Source organism: uncultured Stenotrophomonas sp. (assembly GCF_963519925.1).
Classification (GTDB): domain Bacteria; phylum Pseudomonadota; class Gammaproteobacteria; order Xanthomonadales; family Xanthomonadaceae; genus Stenotrophomonas; species Stenotrophomonas maltophilia_AE.
The window spans coordinates 1-13757 of the sequence record NZ_CAUQPH010000004.1 but is presented as its reverse complement, the minus strand read 5'-3'; the positions used below and the strand labels follow the sequence as shown (position 1 = coordinate 13757).

9 protein-coding genes are annotated in these 13757 nt (G+C 67.4%); 2 read left to right on the top strand and 7 right to left on the bottom strand.

Annotated features, from left to right (window positions below; all coding sequences use genetic code 11):
• Positions 1-25: 25 nt before the first annotated feature.
• A complete protein-coding gene (locus RWO33_RS01655) occupies positions 26-1078 on the bottom strand; it encodes a sugar phosphate isomerase/epimerase family protein (RefSeq protein ID WP_314101515.1) in 1053 nt (350 codons plus the stop codon).
• 95 nt (positions 1079-1173) lie between these two features.
• Between RWO33_RS01655 and RWO33_RS01650 the strand changes: the two genes are divergently transcribed.
• Positions 1174-2175, top strand: coding sequence for a LacI family DNA-binding transcriptional regulator (locus tag RWO33_RS01650; RefSeq protein WP_314101393.1), 1002 nt, complete (start codon positions 1174-1176; stop codon positions 2173-2175).
• 101 nt (positions 2176-2276) lie between these two features.
• Here RWO33_RS01650 and RWO33_RS01645 read toward each other — a convergent pair whose 3' ends face one another.
• The 3 genes from RWO33_RS01645 to RWO33_RS01635 form a co-directional block, all read right to left on the bottom strand.
• A complete protein-coding gene (locus tag RWO33_RS01645) occupies positions 2277-4586 on the bottom strand; it encodes an arylsulfatase (protein WP_314101390.1) in 2310 nt (769 codons plus the stop codon).
• Between the two features lie 124 nt (positions 4587-4710).
• The gene (locus RWO33_RS01640; protein WP_314101388.1) at positions 4711-6093 is read right to left on the bottom strand and encodes an aldehyde dehydrogenase family protein; all 1383 of its coding nucleotides are present in this window, start codon (positions 6091-6093) and stop codon (positions 4711-4713) included.
• Positions 6094-6121: 28 nt separating this feature from the next.
• The gene (locus RWO33_RS01635; RefSeq protein WP_314101385.1) at positions 6122-7777 is read right to left on the bottom strand and encodes an acetolactate synthase large subunit; all 1656 of its coding nucleotides are present in this window, start codon (positions 7775-7777) and stop codon (positions 6122-6124) included.
• Between the two features lie 220 nt (positions 7778-7997).
• On the opposite strand from RWO33_RS01635, the gene RWO33_RS01630 reads away from it, so the two are divergent.
• A complete protein-coding gene (locus RWO33_RS01630; protein WP_314101383.1) occupies positions 7998-9107 on the top strand; it encodes an NAD(P)/FAD-dependent oxidoreductase in 1110 nt (369 codons plus the stop codon).
• Between the two features lie 40 nt (positions 9108-9147).
• On the opposite strand, the gene RWO33_RS01625 is transcribed toward RWO33_RS01630, so the two are convergent.
• The 3 genes from RWO33_RS01625 to RWO33_RS01615 form a co-directional block, all read right to left on the bottom strand.
• Complete coding sequence (locus RWO33_RS01625; protein ID WP_314101381.1) at positions 9148-11526, bottom strand: arylsulfatase; 2379 nt, start codon at positions 11524-11526, stop codon at positions 9148-9150.
• 65 nt (positions 11527-11591) lie between these two features.
• Positions 11592-13619, bottom strand: a complete 2028-nt coding sequence (locus RWO33_RS01620; RefSeq protein ID WP_314101379.1) for a hypothetical protein — start codon at positions 13617-13619, stop codon at positions 11592-11594.
• The coding region (locus RWO33_RS01615) for a hypothetical protein (protein WP_314101377.1) at positions 13577-13757 on the bottom strand (181 nt) is incomplete at its 5' end. The genes RWO33_RS01620 and RWO33_RS01615, both read right to left, overlap by 43 nt.

Genomic DNA, 13757 nt, shown 5'->3' with positions numbered 1-13757 from the left:
GCTTGCCCTCCCAGGCGGTGATGGTTCAGATCCCCAGCATGCGGCGCAGCGCTTCCGGATCCGCGCCGCTGTCGGCGAAGTCGTCGAAGGCACGTTCGGTGACGCGGATGATGTGGTCGCGGATGAACGCTGCGCCCTCGCGTGCGCCGTCTTCCGGGTGCTTCAGGCAGCACTCCCATTCCAGCACCGCCCAGCCCGGGAAATCGTACTGCGCGAACTTCGAGAAGATCGCCTTGAAGTCGATCTGCCCGTCGCCGGGCGAACGGAACCGCCCCGGCCGATCGATCCAGTCCTGATAGCCGGCATACACGCCACTGCGCGCACTGGGGCGGAACTCCGCGTCCTTGACGTGGAAGATGCCGATGCGCGCGTGGTAGCGGTCGATGAAGCCCAGGTAGTCCATCTGCTGCAGCAGCAGGTGGCTGGGGTCGTACAGCATCTTGGCGCGCGGGTGATGGTCCACCACCTCCAGGAAGCGCTCGAAGGTGGCGCCATCGTGCAGGTCTTCGCCCGGGTGGATCTCGAAGCACAGGTCCACGCCGCAGGCGTCGAAGGCGTCGAGGATGGGGCGCCAGCGCCGGCCCAGTTCGGCGAAGGCTTCGTCCACCAGCCCCGGCGGGCGTTGCGGCCAGGGATAGAAGTAGGGCCAGGCCAGCGCGCCGGAGAACGTGGCGTGCGCGGTCAATCCCAGTCGCTCGCTGGCCTTGGCCGCGAGCAACAGCTGTTCCACCGCCCAGGCCTGGCGGGCGGCCGGATCATTGCGCTTGTCCGGCGGCGCGAAGCCGTCGAACAGGCTGTCGTAAGCAGGATGGACCGCAACCAGCTGGCCCTGCAGGTGGGTGGACAGCTCGGTGATCTGCACGCCATGGTCGGCCAGCATGCCGGCGATGTCGTCGCAGTAAGACTGGCTGCGCGCCGCCTCGGCCAGATCGAACAGGTGGGGCGCGCTGGTCGGTACTTGTACGCCAGAATACCCCAGGCCCCCAGCCCAGCTGGCCAGCGTGTCCAGCCGATCAAACGGAGGTGTGTCGCTGATGAACTGCGCCAGGAAAAGCGCCGGACCCTTGAGCGTCTTCAACGTGATTCGCCCCGATGCAATCGATTGCATTTATCCTAGCAGGGCCTCCGGCAAGACCTGTTGTGCACTGCACAGCGACACGAAGAACTGAAACCATGGCCACCATCTACGACATCGCAAAGCACGTGGGCGTCTCGGCAGGCACGGTGTCGCGTGCGCTGTCGCGGCCGGACAAAGTCCTGCCGGCCACGCGCACGCGCATCGAGCAGGCTGCCGCGGCGCTGGGCTATGTTCCCAACACGGTGGCCCGGACCCTCAAGACCCAGCGCAGCGGCAAGCTGCTGGTCACCGTGCCGGACATCGCCAATCCGTTTTTCGCGCAGATCCTGCAGGGCGCGGAGGAGGCGGCGCAGGCCGTCGGGTATGCCGTGCTGCTCGGCGATACCCAGCATCGCCCCGAGCGCGAGGAGCGCTACGCGCAGATGCTCCGGCGCAACGAGGCCGACGGCCTGATCGTGCTCGGCCATCGCCTGCCGCCCACGGCGCGCGCGATCGTCCAGCAGCTGGGCGCCGCGGCGCCGGTGGTCAACGGCTGCGAGTTCGATCCCGCGCAGGGCATTCCCAGCGTCCACATCGACAACGCGGCCGCCGCGCGCGCCGTGATGGACCACCTGTATGGGCTGGGACACGAGCGCATCGCCGTGGTCGGCGGGCCGCCCGACAACCCACTGCACGAGCAGCGGCTGGAAGGGGTCCGGGCGGTCGCAAAGGCGCGCGGGCGCCTGCGCAGCCTGGTGCTCATGCCGGGCGATTTCTCGGTGGAATCGGGTCATGTCGCTGGATCGGCGCTGTTGGCTCTCACGCCGCTGCCGACTGCCGTGTTCTGCTTCAGCGACCAGATGGCGCTGGGGGTGCTGGCGGCCTGCCGCGACAAAGGCGCGCGCGTCCCGGAGGACCTTTCGGTGGTCGGCTTCGACGACCTGGCCTCGTCCCGGTACCTGACCCCACCGCTGACGACCATCCGCCAGCCCATGCGCGAGATCGGCGAGCGCTCGGTCAACCTGCTGCTCGCCATCATCGAACGCGTCGATGTGCCGCTCCAGCAGACGCTGGATTTCAGCCTGATGGTGCGGGGCTCGACCGCACCACCGACGTAGAGCCACGCCCTGCGTGGCTTCGCGGTGCCGGATCGGAAAGCAGCCACGCAGGGCGTGGCTCTACGGGGCGCCTTGCGATGGTCAGTGCGGACCGCCGCTGGCTACGCCCGCTTCTCCGCAAACACTTCCACGGTCACTTCCTCGATCCTGCCGGTGAAGTGGAACGGCAGCCGGTAGGTCCAGTCCACCGCCGAGCCGTTGTCCATGCCCACGTCCAGTCCCTCGGTGATGGAGAACTGAATCGGCACGGTGCGCTCCAGCCGGCCACTGGCCACGGTATCGCCGTTGACGGTGAGGGTCACCGTGCCGCCCTTGCCCATGCCGCCCCCGTCGTAGTCGAATCTCACCCCGAGGGTGGCTTTGCCTTTGCCAAGCGGTGTATCGCCGGAAAAGCTCGGCCGCTCCACGCCCAGGTAGTTGTAGACGAAGGTCGGGCGCCCGGCCTTGAGGTACAGGCCGTAGCCGCCTTCGGAACCGCCATGGGTGATGATCATGCCCTCGGCGGTGTCGTTGGGTAGCTCGATCTGGGCGGTGATCGTCCACGACTTGTTGAGCATCGGCAGGCACGCCGCGTCGGGCAGGGCGACCATGCCAGGGTAGTACGTCACTCTGGTGCGGTCGCCAATCAGGCTGGGCCGACCCATCGCCTCGGCATTCATGCGGATGGTGCCGCGCCAGTCCAGCGGCAGCACGCTGTACTTGGAGGCCTCCGCCCACCACAGGTCCTGCAGCTGGCGCAGCTTTTCCGGGTTCTGTTGGGCCAGGTCATGCGCCTGCGAGAAATCCTCGTTCAGCTTGTACAGCTCCCAGACCTGCTTGTCCGGTGTCCAGTCGTCGGCACGGTTGGGCTCCCAGGGCGCGAAGCTGGGGGCGGAGGCCATCCAGCCGTCGTGGTACAGGCCGCGGTTGCAGCCCAGTTCGAAATACTGGGTGCGCCGCCGGCTCTCCGCGTCGGCCTGGTCGAAGCTGAAGGCGAAGCTCACGCCTTCGATGTCCTTCTGCTGCACCCCGTTGAGCTCGCGCGGTGCGGTGATGCCACAGACTTCATACAGCGTGGGTACGATGTCGATGACATGCAGGAACTGCTCGCGCAGCCCCCCTTTGTCCGTGATCTGCGCTGGCCAGCTGATGATCATCGGGTTGCGCGTGCCGCCGAAGTGGCTGGCGACCTGCTTGGTCCACTGGAAGGGCGTGTTCATCGCATGCGCCCACGACGACGGGAAGTGGTTGAAGTGTTTCGGCCCACCCAGTTCGTCGATGACCTTGAGGTTGTCTTCCCACTTTTCCGGGAAGCCGTTGAAGAACAGGTTCTCGTTGAGCGAGCCTTCCAGCCCGCCTTCAGCGCTGGAGCCATTGTCGCCAGCGATGTAGATGATGAGGGTGTTGTCGGCATCCGGCAGCGCCTTGACCGCATCGATCACCCGGCCCATCGCGGCATCAACCTGCGCGCCGTAGGCAGCGAACACTTCCATCATGCGCGCGTACAGGCGCCGCTGGTCCGGTTCCAGGCTGTCCCATGCCGGCAGGCCGCGCGAGCGCTCGGTCAGGTCGGTGTCGTCGGGCACCACGCCGAGCTTCTTCTGGCGTGCCAGCGTCTGCTCGCGGTAGGCGTCCCATCCGTGATCGAACCTGCCCTTGAACTGGTCGATCCAGGACTGCGGTGCCTGGTGCGGCGCATGCGTCGCACCGGGAGCGACGTAGAGGAAATACGGCTTGTCCGGCGCGATGCTCTTGACCTTGCGCACCCAGGCGATGGCCTTGTCGGCAAGGTCTTCGGTGAGGTGATACTCGGGATCGTCCGAGGCGGGCACCAGATCGCGGTTCTCGAACAGCAGCGGGTTCCAGTGGTTCATGTCGCCGGCGTTGAACCCGTAGAAATAGTCGAAGCCCAGGCCATTCGCCCAGCGGTCGTAGGGTCCGGCGGCGCTCAGTTCCCAGGTCGGCGTGTTGTGGTTCTTGCCGATCCACGCGGTCATGTAGCCGTTCTGGCGCAGTACTTCACCGACCGTGCCGCAGCTGCGCGGCAGCACGCAGCAATAGCCATCGTAGCCGGTGGCCAGTTCGGTAATGCCGGCAAAAGACGCCGAATGGTGGTTGCGACCGGTGATCAGCGCAGCGCGGGTCGGGCTGCACAGCGCAGTGGTGTGAAAGTGGTTGTAGCGCAGCCCCTCGGCGGCCAGACGGTCCATGGTGGGGGAGGGAACGCCCCCGCCAAAGGTACTGAACTGGCCGAAGCCCACGTCATCGAGCAGGATCAGCACCACGTTGGGTGCGCCCTTGGGCGGTTGCACCGGCTGCGGGAACTGGGCCGGGTCCGAATCCTGGTAAGTGCGTCCAACTTCGCCGCGGAAGTGGAAATCCGGCTGCGGAAGAATTTCGGGCGTACCCGGCAGTTCCGTCCTGACCTTCATCGCATCGCCCTCTCGTTCGTCCTGGAACCAAGAGGGTAGGCAGGCGGCGCGGGACCGGCCTCCGAAAATACACCAGTCGTTCCTACGTACTTCTACTGCCGTTGCACGCTTCCCGCCGCCATTGTCAGGGCCGGCGCATCAGGATCATCTTTTCCTGGGTCATGTCACGCATGGTGTACGGAATGCCGCCGGTGCCGTAGCCCGATTCCCTGCGCCCGGCGAAGGGCATCCAGTCGGTGCGGAACGCGGTGGGGTCGTTGATCATGACCGCGGAGGCGTCGAGGCGGTTGGCCGCGCGCAGGGCGATGTCGATCTCCTGGGCGAAGATGCTGGCCTGGAACGCCGTGGGCAGGGCGTTTGCACGTGCGATGGCCTCGTCGAGGTCGGCGTAGGCGTACACCGCGACCACCGGCCCGAACACTTCCTGGGTGGAGATGCGCGCATCGGCGGCCGGTTCGACCAGCACCGTGGGTTGATAGGTGGTCTCGGAGATGCGCTCGCCGCCGATGGCCAGCCCGGCCCCGCCGGCGACCGCCTCGTCCACCCATTCCGCCACCCGGTCGACTTCACGCGGCTGGATCAGCGGACCCACTTCGGTGTCCTTGAGCGTGGGATCGGCGGTGCGCAGCGTGCGGACGCGCGCGACCAGCCGTTCGGTGAGGTCATCGACGATCGCGCTGTGGACGAAGATGCGCTGGGTCGAAACGCACACCTGGCCGGCATGGTAGTACCCGCCTTTGACCAGCGGTTCGATGATCTTGTCCAGGTCGGCACTGCGGTCGACGATGGCCGGTGCCACGCCGCCGTGCTCCAGCGCGGAGCGTGCGCCGTGGGCCAGCTTGGCGTGCAGCGACCAGCCGACCCGGGCCGAGCCGATGAAGCTCAGGAATGCCACGCGCGGGTCGGTCGCCAGCGCCTCGGCCAGTTCGTTGCCCTCCGGAAGGAATGCCTGGCACCACGGTTCGGGCAGGCCCGCTTCGAGCGCCATCGCCACGAATTCCAGGCACGACAGGGGCGTGGCGCTGGCCGGCTTGATGATCACCGGGCAGCCCACCGCAATGGCCGGGGCGACCTGGTGCACGATCAGGTTCAACGGATGGTTGAACGCGGAGATCGCAGCCACGATCCCGATCGGCTCGCGCGTGGTGAACGCCCAGCGGTTCTCTGCGGCAGCCGAAAGACCCATCGGGATTTCACGGCCGGCGAAGTTGCGAAGCTCGTCGGCGGCATTGTGCACGCCATCGATGGCGCGCGTGGTTTCCACGATGGCGTCGGGCAGCGGCTTGCCGCCTTCGCGCGCGATCTGCAGGGCAAGATGCTCGCGGCGGCTTTCCATCAACGCGGCCAGGCGGCGAAGGATGGTCATGCGCTGGCGCGGCGGCAGCCAGCCGTTGCGGTGCTTGAACACGGACGCGGCCGCCTGAAGCTTGCGCTCCAGCGCGGCGGCATCGTCGCTCTGCAGCTCCGCGATGGGCGCGCGATCGAACGCCTGGACGATGTGCAGCATGATGGGGTTTCCTCGTTGCAGAAAGGGCTCAGCCGCACTCCACGTCGGGCGTGCGGTTGCGCAGCTCGTCGACCAGGACGCGGGTATTTTCGGAGTAGTCGATGGGCACATCGACCAGATGGACGCCGCCACCGGCGAAGGCGGCCTCGAGGGTGGGAACCAGATCGTCGACCGCGGTCACCCGCGACCCCTTCGCGCCGTAGGCTTCGGCGTAGCGGACGAAATCCGGGTTGCCGAAGCGCATGCCGAAATCCTCGAAGCCATCCACTGCCTGCTTCCAGCGGATCATGCCGTAGGCGCTGTCGTTGAGGATCACCACCACCAGGTCCAGTCCCAGCCGCACGGCGGTTTCCAGTTCCTGCGAGTTCATCATGAAGCCGCCGTCGCCGCACACCGCCATCACCCGGCGCTGCGGGTACAGCATCGCCGCCATCATCGCCGACGGCAGGCCCGCGCCCATCGTCGCCAGCGCATTGTCCAGCAGCAGCGTGTTGGCCACGTGGGTACGATAGTTGCGGGCAAACCAGATCTTGTACATGCCGTTGTCGAGGCAGACGATGCCGTCGTCGGGCATCACCTCGCGCACGTCGTGGACCAGCCGCTGCGGGGTCACCGGGAAGCGCTGTTCCTCGGCGCGATCATTGATCCGCGCCAGGATCTTCTGGCGCAGCGCGATCATGCCGTCATCGCCCGCCAGCTGGCCTTCCAGTCGTCCGGCCAGCGCCTGCACCGAGCTGCCGATGTCGCCGATCACCTCGATGTCGGGGTGGTAGACCTGTTCGACCGTGGCCGACTGGAAACTCACATGGATGACCTTGGGACCGCCCGCGTCCTTCATCAGGAACGGCGGTTTCTCGACCGTGTCGTGACCGATGGCGACGATCAGGTCGGCACGTGCCACGGCCTCATGCACGTAATCGCCTTCAGAGAGTGCGGCGGTGCCCATGTAGAGGTTGGACCCCCCGGTCACCGCGCCCTTGCCCATCTGCGTGTTGAAGAACGGCAGCCGCGTGCGCGAGATGAAGTCGGACAGTGCGTCGGCCAGCTGCGGGCGGCTGCACGCCGCGCCGATCATCACCAGCGGGCGCGAGGCGGCCTGGATCGCAGCGGCTGCGCGCTCGAGCGCCGCAGGGTGGGCGAGCGGCCGTTCCAGCGGATGCACCGGGATGGGCGCGAGTGCCTCGACCTCTTCGCCGGCGATGTCTTCGGGAAGTTCCAGGTGCACCGGGCCGGGCCGCTCTTCCATGGCCACGCGGAAGGCGTCGCGGACGAGCGCCGGAATCGCGGCGGGACTGACGATCTGGCGGGTCATCTTGGTCAGCGGCTTCATCGACGCGACGATGTCGACGATCTGGAAGCGCGCCTGGCGTGCGCTCATCACCGCCTTCTGGCCGGTGATGAGGATCATCGGCATGGCGCCCAGGTGGGCATACGCCGCGCCGGTGGAGAAATTCAGTGCACCGGGACCCAGCGTGGCCAGGCACACACCGGGCCGGCCGGTCAGGCGACCGTGGGTGGCGGCCATGAACGCCGCTGCCTGCTCATGCCGGGTCAGCACCAGTTCGATCCGCGAGGTCCGCAGGGCTTCCAGGAAATCCAGGTTCTCTTCGCCGGGCACGCCGAAGATTCGATCAACGCCCTCGTTCTCAAGCGCTTCAACCAGCAGGGCGGCACCGTTGCGCATCGTTCGGATCCTCATGGGGGGTGAGTCGGACGGATGGATCAGGGCGGACAGCGTAAGGACCCCACGATGCTATCAGCACGGCCCCGTCGCTGCCGTGACGAGGCCTGCCTGCGGCGACGCAGGACGCGCGCAGCGCTTCATACCCACTTCACGCTGGTTTCATGGCCCGCCCGCAGCTGCGCGCGACGCTGCAGACCTCCTTCGCAGCGGTAGTTCGAGAATGAATTCCACATCTCCCCATGATTGGGACCTGGTCGTGGTCGGCGCCAGCTTCGCCGGCGCGGCGTGCGCGCTGGCGGCCGCCCAGTACGGGTTGCGCGTGTGCGTGCTGGAGCGCAAGGACGATCCGGGTGCGCGGCTGCACACCACCGGGATCCTGGTCAAGGAAGTGGTCGAGCAGACCTGGCTCGGGCGCATTCCCGCCACGCTGCTGCAGCGCGTGGAGCAGGTGCGGCTGTATGCGCCCAACCTGCGCAGCGTCTGCCTGGCCGCGCCCGGCTATTACTTCATGACCACCGACACGCCCAACGTGCTGCGCTGGCTCGCCGGGGAACTGCGCACCCATGGCGTCGACCTGCGCCTGGGCCAGTCCTTCACCCAGGCCCATCGCCACGGCGACGGGTGGGACGTAGCCGGCGCAGGACGCACCCGCTACCTGGTGGGCGCGGACGGGGCGTGTTCGCGGGTGGCGCAACGCACCGGCCTCGGCAGCGTGCGGGATTTCCTTTACGGGGTGGAGCAGGAATTCGCCGGTGCCGGGCTTCCCGAAGGGCGCGCGCTGCATTGCTTCGCCAGCCGCCGCTACGCCCCGGGCTACATCGGCTGGGCGGCGCAGAACCCGACCGGCGTGCAGGTCGGGCTGGCCGTGCGGCACGACCCGGCGCGCGCGCGGCAGCCGGACATGGAGGGTTTCCTGGCGCACGTGCGCGGCATGATCGGCCTTCCCGCAGCGCTGAAGCCGGATGCAACCCGGGCCGGATTGATTCCGTGCGGCCCGGTGAAAGGCGCATTGACCGCGCCCGGGGTGATCCTCACCGGCGATGCGGCCGGCATCGTTTCACCGTTGTCGGCCGGCGGCATCCATGCGTCCTGGCGGCACGGCTGGACGGTGGGCGATGCGGTCGGGCGGCACCTGCGCGGACGCGGACCGGCGGTGGAAACGGTAGCCGCGCAGGCGGTTCCGCATTTCCGCGGCAAGCGCATGCTGCGCTGGGCGATGGACCACCTGCAGCTGGATTGGCCGATGGACCTGATGCTGCAGTCGGGAATGGTGAGGCGGGCGGCAGAGCAGATCTACTTCCATCGACGCGGGCTGCGCATGGATCGATGATCCATGCGCGAACCTGCGTAGTGCCACGCCCTGCGTGGCTCTATTGGCGGGCCATCGCCAGCTTGAGGCGGTCTTCGGGTTTGATCAGGTGATCGTGGTTGTCTTCCCCGATGTCGAGCTGCACCCACGCGATATCACCGGTGAACCGGTTGCCGGTATTGCCGTACTCGGGCGACGCCGGCGAACCGGTATCGCCGCCCACGTCGCAGGCCTCGTCGGCCGAATAACCCATCGGCTGGGTCTGTTCGACGCGGCCCTTGCCGATCTGCGTACCGTCGCAGAACAGCGTGACATCACCTCCCTTGGCCAGGCCACCACCGTCGTACTTGAAGGCCACGCGCAGCTGGTGGTCGCCCGACGGAATGTCCGAGTCGGACGTGGTGATGTAATGCTCGATGCCGAAGAAGTTGTAGCAGTACTTCAGCCGGCCCTGCAGGCAGTACAGCGTCCAGCCGCCGTATTCGCCACCCTGGGTGATGATCACGCCATCCGCGCCGGCCTCCGGCACGGTGACCTGCGCAGTGACCGTATACGACTTGTTTTTCAGGGTAAGCACGCAGGCCTCGGTCACCCGCATGCCCTGGAACAGCAGCTGGCTGTTGCCGGTGATGACCTGCGGACGCCCGGCGATGTCGGGGTTGACCCGTTCGAACCCGCGGTCGTCCAGCGGCACCACGTTGTACTTGGTCGCTTCGATCAGCCACAGGCGCTGCAGGTCGGCCAGCCGCTTGGGGTCCTGGTCGACGATGTTGCTGGACTGGGTCCAATCGTCGGGCGCATACAGTTCCCACACGTCGTCGTCAAACGGCGGCGGCGCGTCGGCTTTCCACGGCGTGCGGTGGCGCGTACATGCGGTCCAGCCGTCCAGGTACAGCCCGCGGTTTCCCATCATCTCGAAGTACTGCACGCGGTGGTTCTCCGGCGCCTTCGGGTCGGTGAAGGTCGGCAGCATGGTGACCCCCTCGAACGGGGCCTGGGCAATACTGTTGACGATGGCCGGCTCGGGCAGGTGGCAGACCTCCAGCACCGTCTTGGCGATGTCGATCACATGGTGGAACTGGTGGCGCAGCTCACCCTTGGCTTCCACCCCGTTTGGCCAGTGCACCACCAGGCCATTGCGGGTACCGCCCCAGTGCGAGGCGATCTGCTTGGTCCATTGATAGGGCGTGCACAGCGCATGCGCCCAGCCCACCGCATAGTGGTTGTAGGCCTTGGGCGTGCCGAAGTCGTCGATCCGGCTGCGCAGGAACTCCACCGTCTCGATCCCGGGCATGCCGTTGAGCGTAGCCATTTCGTTGAAGCAGCCGTTGATGGTGCCTTCGGCCGAGGCGCCGTTGTCGCCGATGATCAGGTAGATCAGGGTGTCGTCCATGATCCCCAGGTCGCGCACGGCGTCCAGCACCCGGCCGATCTCATGGTCGGTCTGCTCCATGAAGCCGGCGTAGATTTCCATCTGCCGCGCCAGTACCGGCTTCAGTGCATCGTCCATCGCATCCCAGGCCGGAATCTCGTCATGGCGGGCGGTAAGCTGCGCATCGGCCGGGATGACGCCCAGCTGCTTCTGCCGCTCGAAGGTTTCCTCGCGCAGCACATCCCAGCCGGCATCGAACCTGCCCTTGTACCTGTCCGACCATTCGGCCGGCACGTGGTGCGGCGCGTGGGTGGCACCCGGCGCGTAATAGACGAAGAACGGCTTGTCAGCCATCAGCGCCTTCTGCTGGCGGATCCAGGTGATCGCGCGGTTGGCCAGGTCGTTGTTGAGCGTGTAGCCGTCTTCGGGCGATCTGTCCGGCTCGATTGCCTTGGTCCCTTCATACAGGCCGGGGTAGTACTGGTTGGCCTCGCCTCCGACGAACCCGTAGAAGTGTTCGAAGCCCGAACCGGTCGGCCACTGGTTGAACGGCCCTACCGGGGTGACTTCCCACAACGCCACTTCATGGCATTTGCCGAACTGCGCGGTGGAGAAGCCGTTCAATTTCAGGATTTCAGCCAGCGGCGCTTTGTTCTTCGGGCGTACCCCGCTGTTGCCCGGTGCCGAGGTGCCCATTTCGGTGATTGCGCCCATGCCTACCGAATGGTGGTTGCGCCCGGTCAGCAGCGCCTGGCGCGTGGGCGAACACAGTGCGGTGGTGTGGAAGCGGGTGTACTTGATGCCGCCGGCGGCGAGTTTCTCGAAGTTCGGCGTGTGGCACGGCCCGCCAAACACCGAGGACGAGCCGAAGCCAGCATCGTCCACCAGCAGGATCAGCACGTTCGGCGCCTTGGTCGGCGGTCGCAGTGCCTTGATCGGCGGGAAGCTGGTGTCGGGGTCCTTGGCGTCGTAGGTCGTCAGGCCAACGTAGACAGGATCGGGGATCGGCAGGATCGAACGCGACAGGGTGTCGAACGGCGAAGGGGGAGCAGGGCTGCGCGTGGCCATGACCAGGTTCCGTGGAGAGGATCCCTGCATGCTAGTGAGTGGGCGGCGGCCAGCACTCCGAAGAACTACCCCCGCCGCGCCGGTAAATCTACTGGTGGCCGACCCGGCCAGCGCGGCGCTGCCGCCTTGCTGCGGCGTAGTTCCACCTGCCGGTCCTGGTAGCGCTGCATGCTGGCCTTCAGCTCGTCCAGTGCGTCCTCCGGCAGCCACAACCGGCGCGTGCCGCGGGTCATCGCGGTATACGCGGCGCGCACCGGGTTGTGCGCGAACCGGCGCGCGAAGCCGGTGCGGAAGCAGCAGCGCGACATCGCCACCGTGGCGAACTCGGCATTCTTGGCGTGTTCGACCAGCATCAACGGCAGCGCGGCACCGTGGAAGGGCAGCAGGCGCTCGCTCAGTTCGACGAAACGGTCGCGGTTGTAGCCGCGCATGAACATGCGCGGGATCCGGGCCAGCCCCTGTTCCGCACATTCGGCCAACAGGTCTTCCCAGCGGTGGCTGCTGCCGCCATGCGCGGTGAGTTCGCGATAGGCTTCGGCGCCGCGCGTGACCTCGCGGCCCAGCGTGGCCAGCGAGTCGGGATGGATCGCGAACGCGGCACCGGCAGCGGCCAGGCGCTGCGCTTCTTCCAACAGCCGCCACGGACTGCCATAGATACGCGCACCGTCGGTGGGTAGCTCGCTCCACTCGCGGTAGGTGCCGGGCAGCGTGGGCAGGTCGACGGCACCACTGAACGGCGCTTCGAAGCGGCTGCCGATGTCCAGCGCCAGGGTGTCGTTGATCAGCGTTTCCACCAGCCGACCCTGGCGGACCGACTGGTCGATCTCCAGCGTCATTCCGGTAGCAAAGCGCGGGGCATGGCCGACCAGGCGCTGGTTGGGGTCGCCGAGGCTGATCACCGCACCCTCGTAGCTGGACAGCAGCGCCTTCCAGGCCGGGCTGAGGTCGTGGCCCTCATCGATCAGCAGGGTGCCCCAGGTGGCCGGTACGTTGACCTGGTGCAGGGCCAGCCATTTGCCGATGTGGTCCACGTTGACGCTGAGCAGGCCGTGGCGCTGCAGCTGCGGGTCGAACATGCTGCGCCATACGTGCTCGGCTGCCGCCATCAGCGCGCTGCTGTCGATCATCGCCCACGGCACGGCGCGCGCGAAGTGGCGCGGCGCCAGCTGCAGGGTGCTCGAGCGGCACCATGCCGCGATTCCTTCCAGGGCGATGCGCAGCACGCTGGCCGGCGCATGCGCGCCGATCGGCTGCAGCTCGATGCGCGCGGCGATGTCGCGCAGCGACAGCTTGCTGATCTGGAAGGCCGGCCGCCATGTCGTCCGCAGCAGGCCGCGTCGGAACGCGTCGCCGGCGACGTGGTTGGCGAAGGCGATCTGCGAGATGACCTGCACCGGCAGTGCGGCGCTGAGGCGTTGCCGGAAGGCCTGCACCTGGCCGGCGCGTGGTGCGATGTAGGTGTACCGGCGCGCGGCGCTGTCCAGCAGCTGCAGGATCAGATGGGTCTTGCCGGCGCCGGCATAGGCGTCCAGGTCGATGTGCTCGTCATCGTTGGCGATGATCGCGCGCAGGGCCCGGGCCTGCTCCGGGGTGTAGGCGTGGGTGCGTTCGACGTAACGCGGTGCGGTGGAGTCGTCATCGAACGCGGCATCGTCGTCAGCAAGTGCGCGCTCGGTGGGAAAACGCAGGGTGTGCGCTTCCAGCGTCACCTGGCTGTCGGCCTGGAAGGCATCGGCCAGATACGCGTCAGGCGATGTCGCGGCGTAGCGCACCACCACCGCTTCCGGCCCCAGCACGACGCCCTGTGCGGCCAGTGCGTGCAGCCATGCATCGGGCAGGGCGGGCAGGGCGGTGCGCAGTGCGTCGAACTGGCCCGCTGCGGCCTCCGGCTGGACCAGGAACAGCGCGCAGGCCGCATCGATCAGCCGGGTCAGCGCGGCCGGGTGGTGCGGACGCTGCTGGCACAACGCGGCGGCGAAAAGCCCGGCGCGTTCCAGTGCGGTGGGGGGCAGGGTGCCGGCGGCCAGGAACGCGCCCAGGGCGGTTTCGGTCAGCGGCAGCGCGTAGGCAGCGGGGGAAGAAAGGGCAGGCATTCCAGCAGCATGGTACCGCGCGGCGCCACGCAGCCGGTTGCCGCGGGCGCCGCTGCGCTGAACGGAACCGGCGTGGTCAGGGCGTGCTGGCCGCCGCGCCGTTGGCGATCCCGCTCGCCGGTGCAGCCAGTGCCCGCC

Bases quoted from the DNA above. Each gene is read 5' to 3' on its own strand.
- RWO33_RS01650 (WP_314101393.1), top strand. From the start codon at position 1,174: ATGGCCACCATCTACGACATCGCAAAGCACGTGGGCGTCTCGGCAGGC.
- RWO33_RS01645 (WP_314101390.1), bottom strand. From the start codon at position 4,586: ATGAAGGTCAGGACGGAACTGCCGGGTACGCCCGAAATTCTTCCGCAG.
- RWO33_RS01640 (WP_314101388.1), bottom strand. From the start codon at position 6,093: ATGCTGCACATCGTCCAGGCGTTCGATCGCGCGCCCATCGCGGAGCTG.
- RWO33_RS01635 (WP_314101385.1), bottom strand. From the start codon at position 7,777: ATGCGCAACGGTGCCGCCCTGCTGGTTGAAGCGCTTGAGAACGAGGGC.
- RWO33_RS01630 (WP_314101383.1), top strand. From the start codon at position 7,998: ATGAATTCCACATCTCCCCATGATTGGGACCTGGTCGTGGTCGGCGCC.
- RWO33_RS01625 (WP_314101381.1), bottom strand. From the start codon at position 11,526: ATGGCCACGCGCAGCCCTGCTCCCCCTTCGCCGTTCGACACCCTGTCG.
- RWO33_RS01620 (WP_314101379.1), bottom strand. From the start codon at position 13,619: ATGCCTGCCCTTTCTTCCCCCGCTGCCTACGCGCTGCCGCTGACCGAA.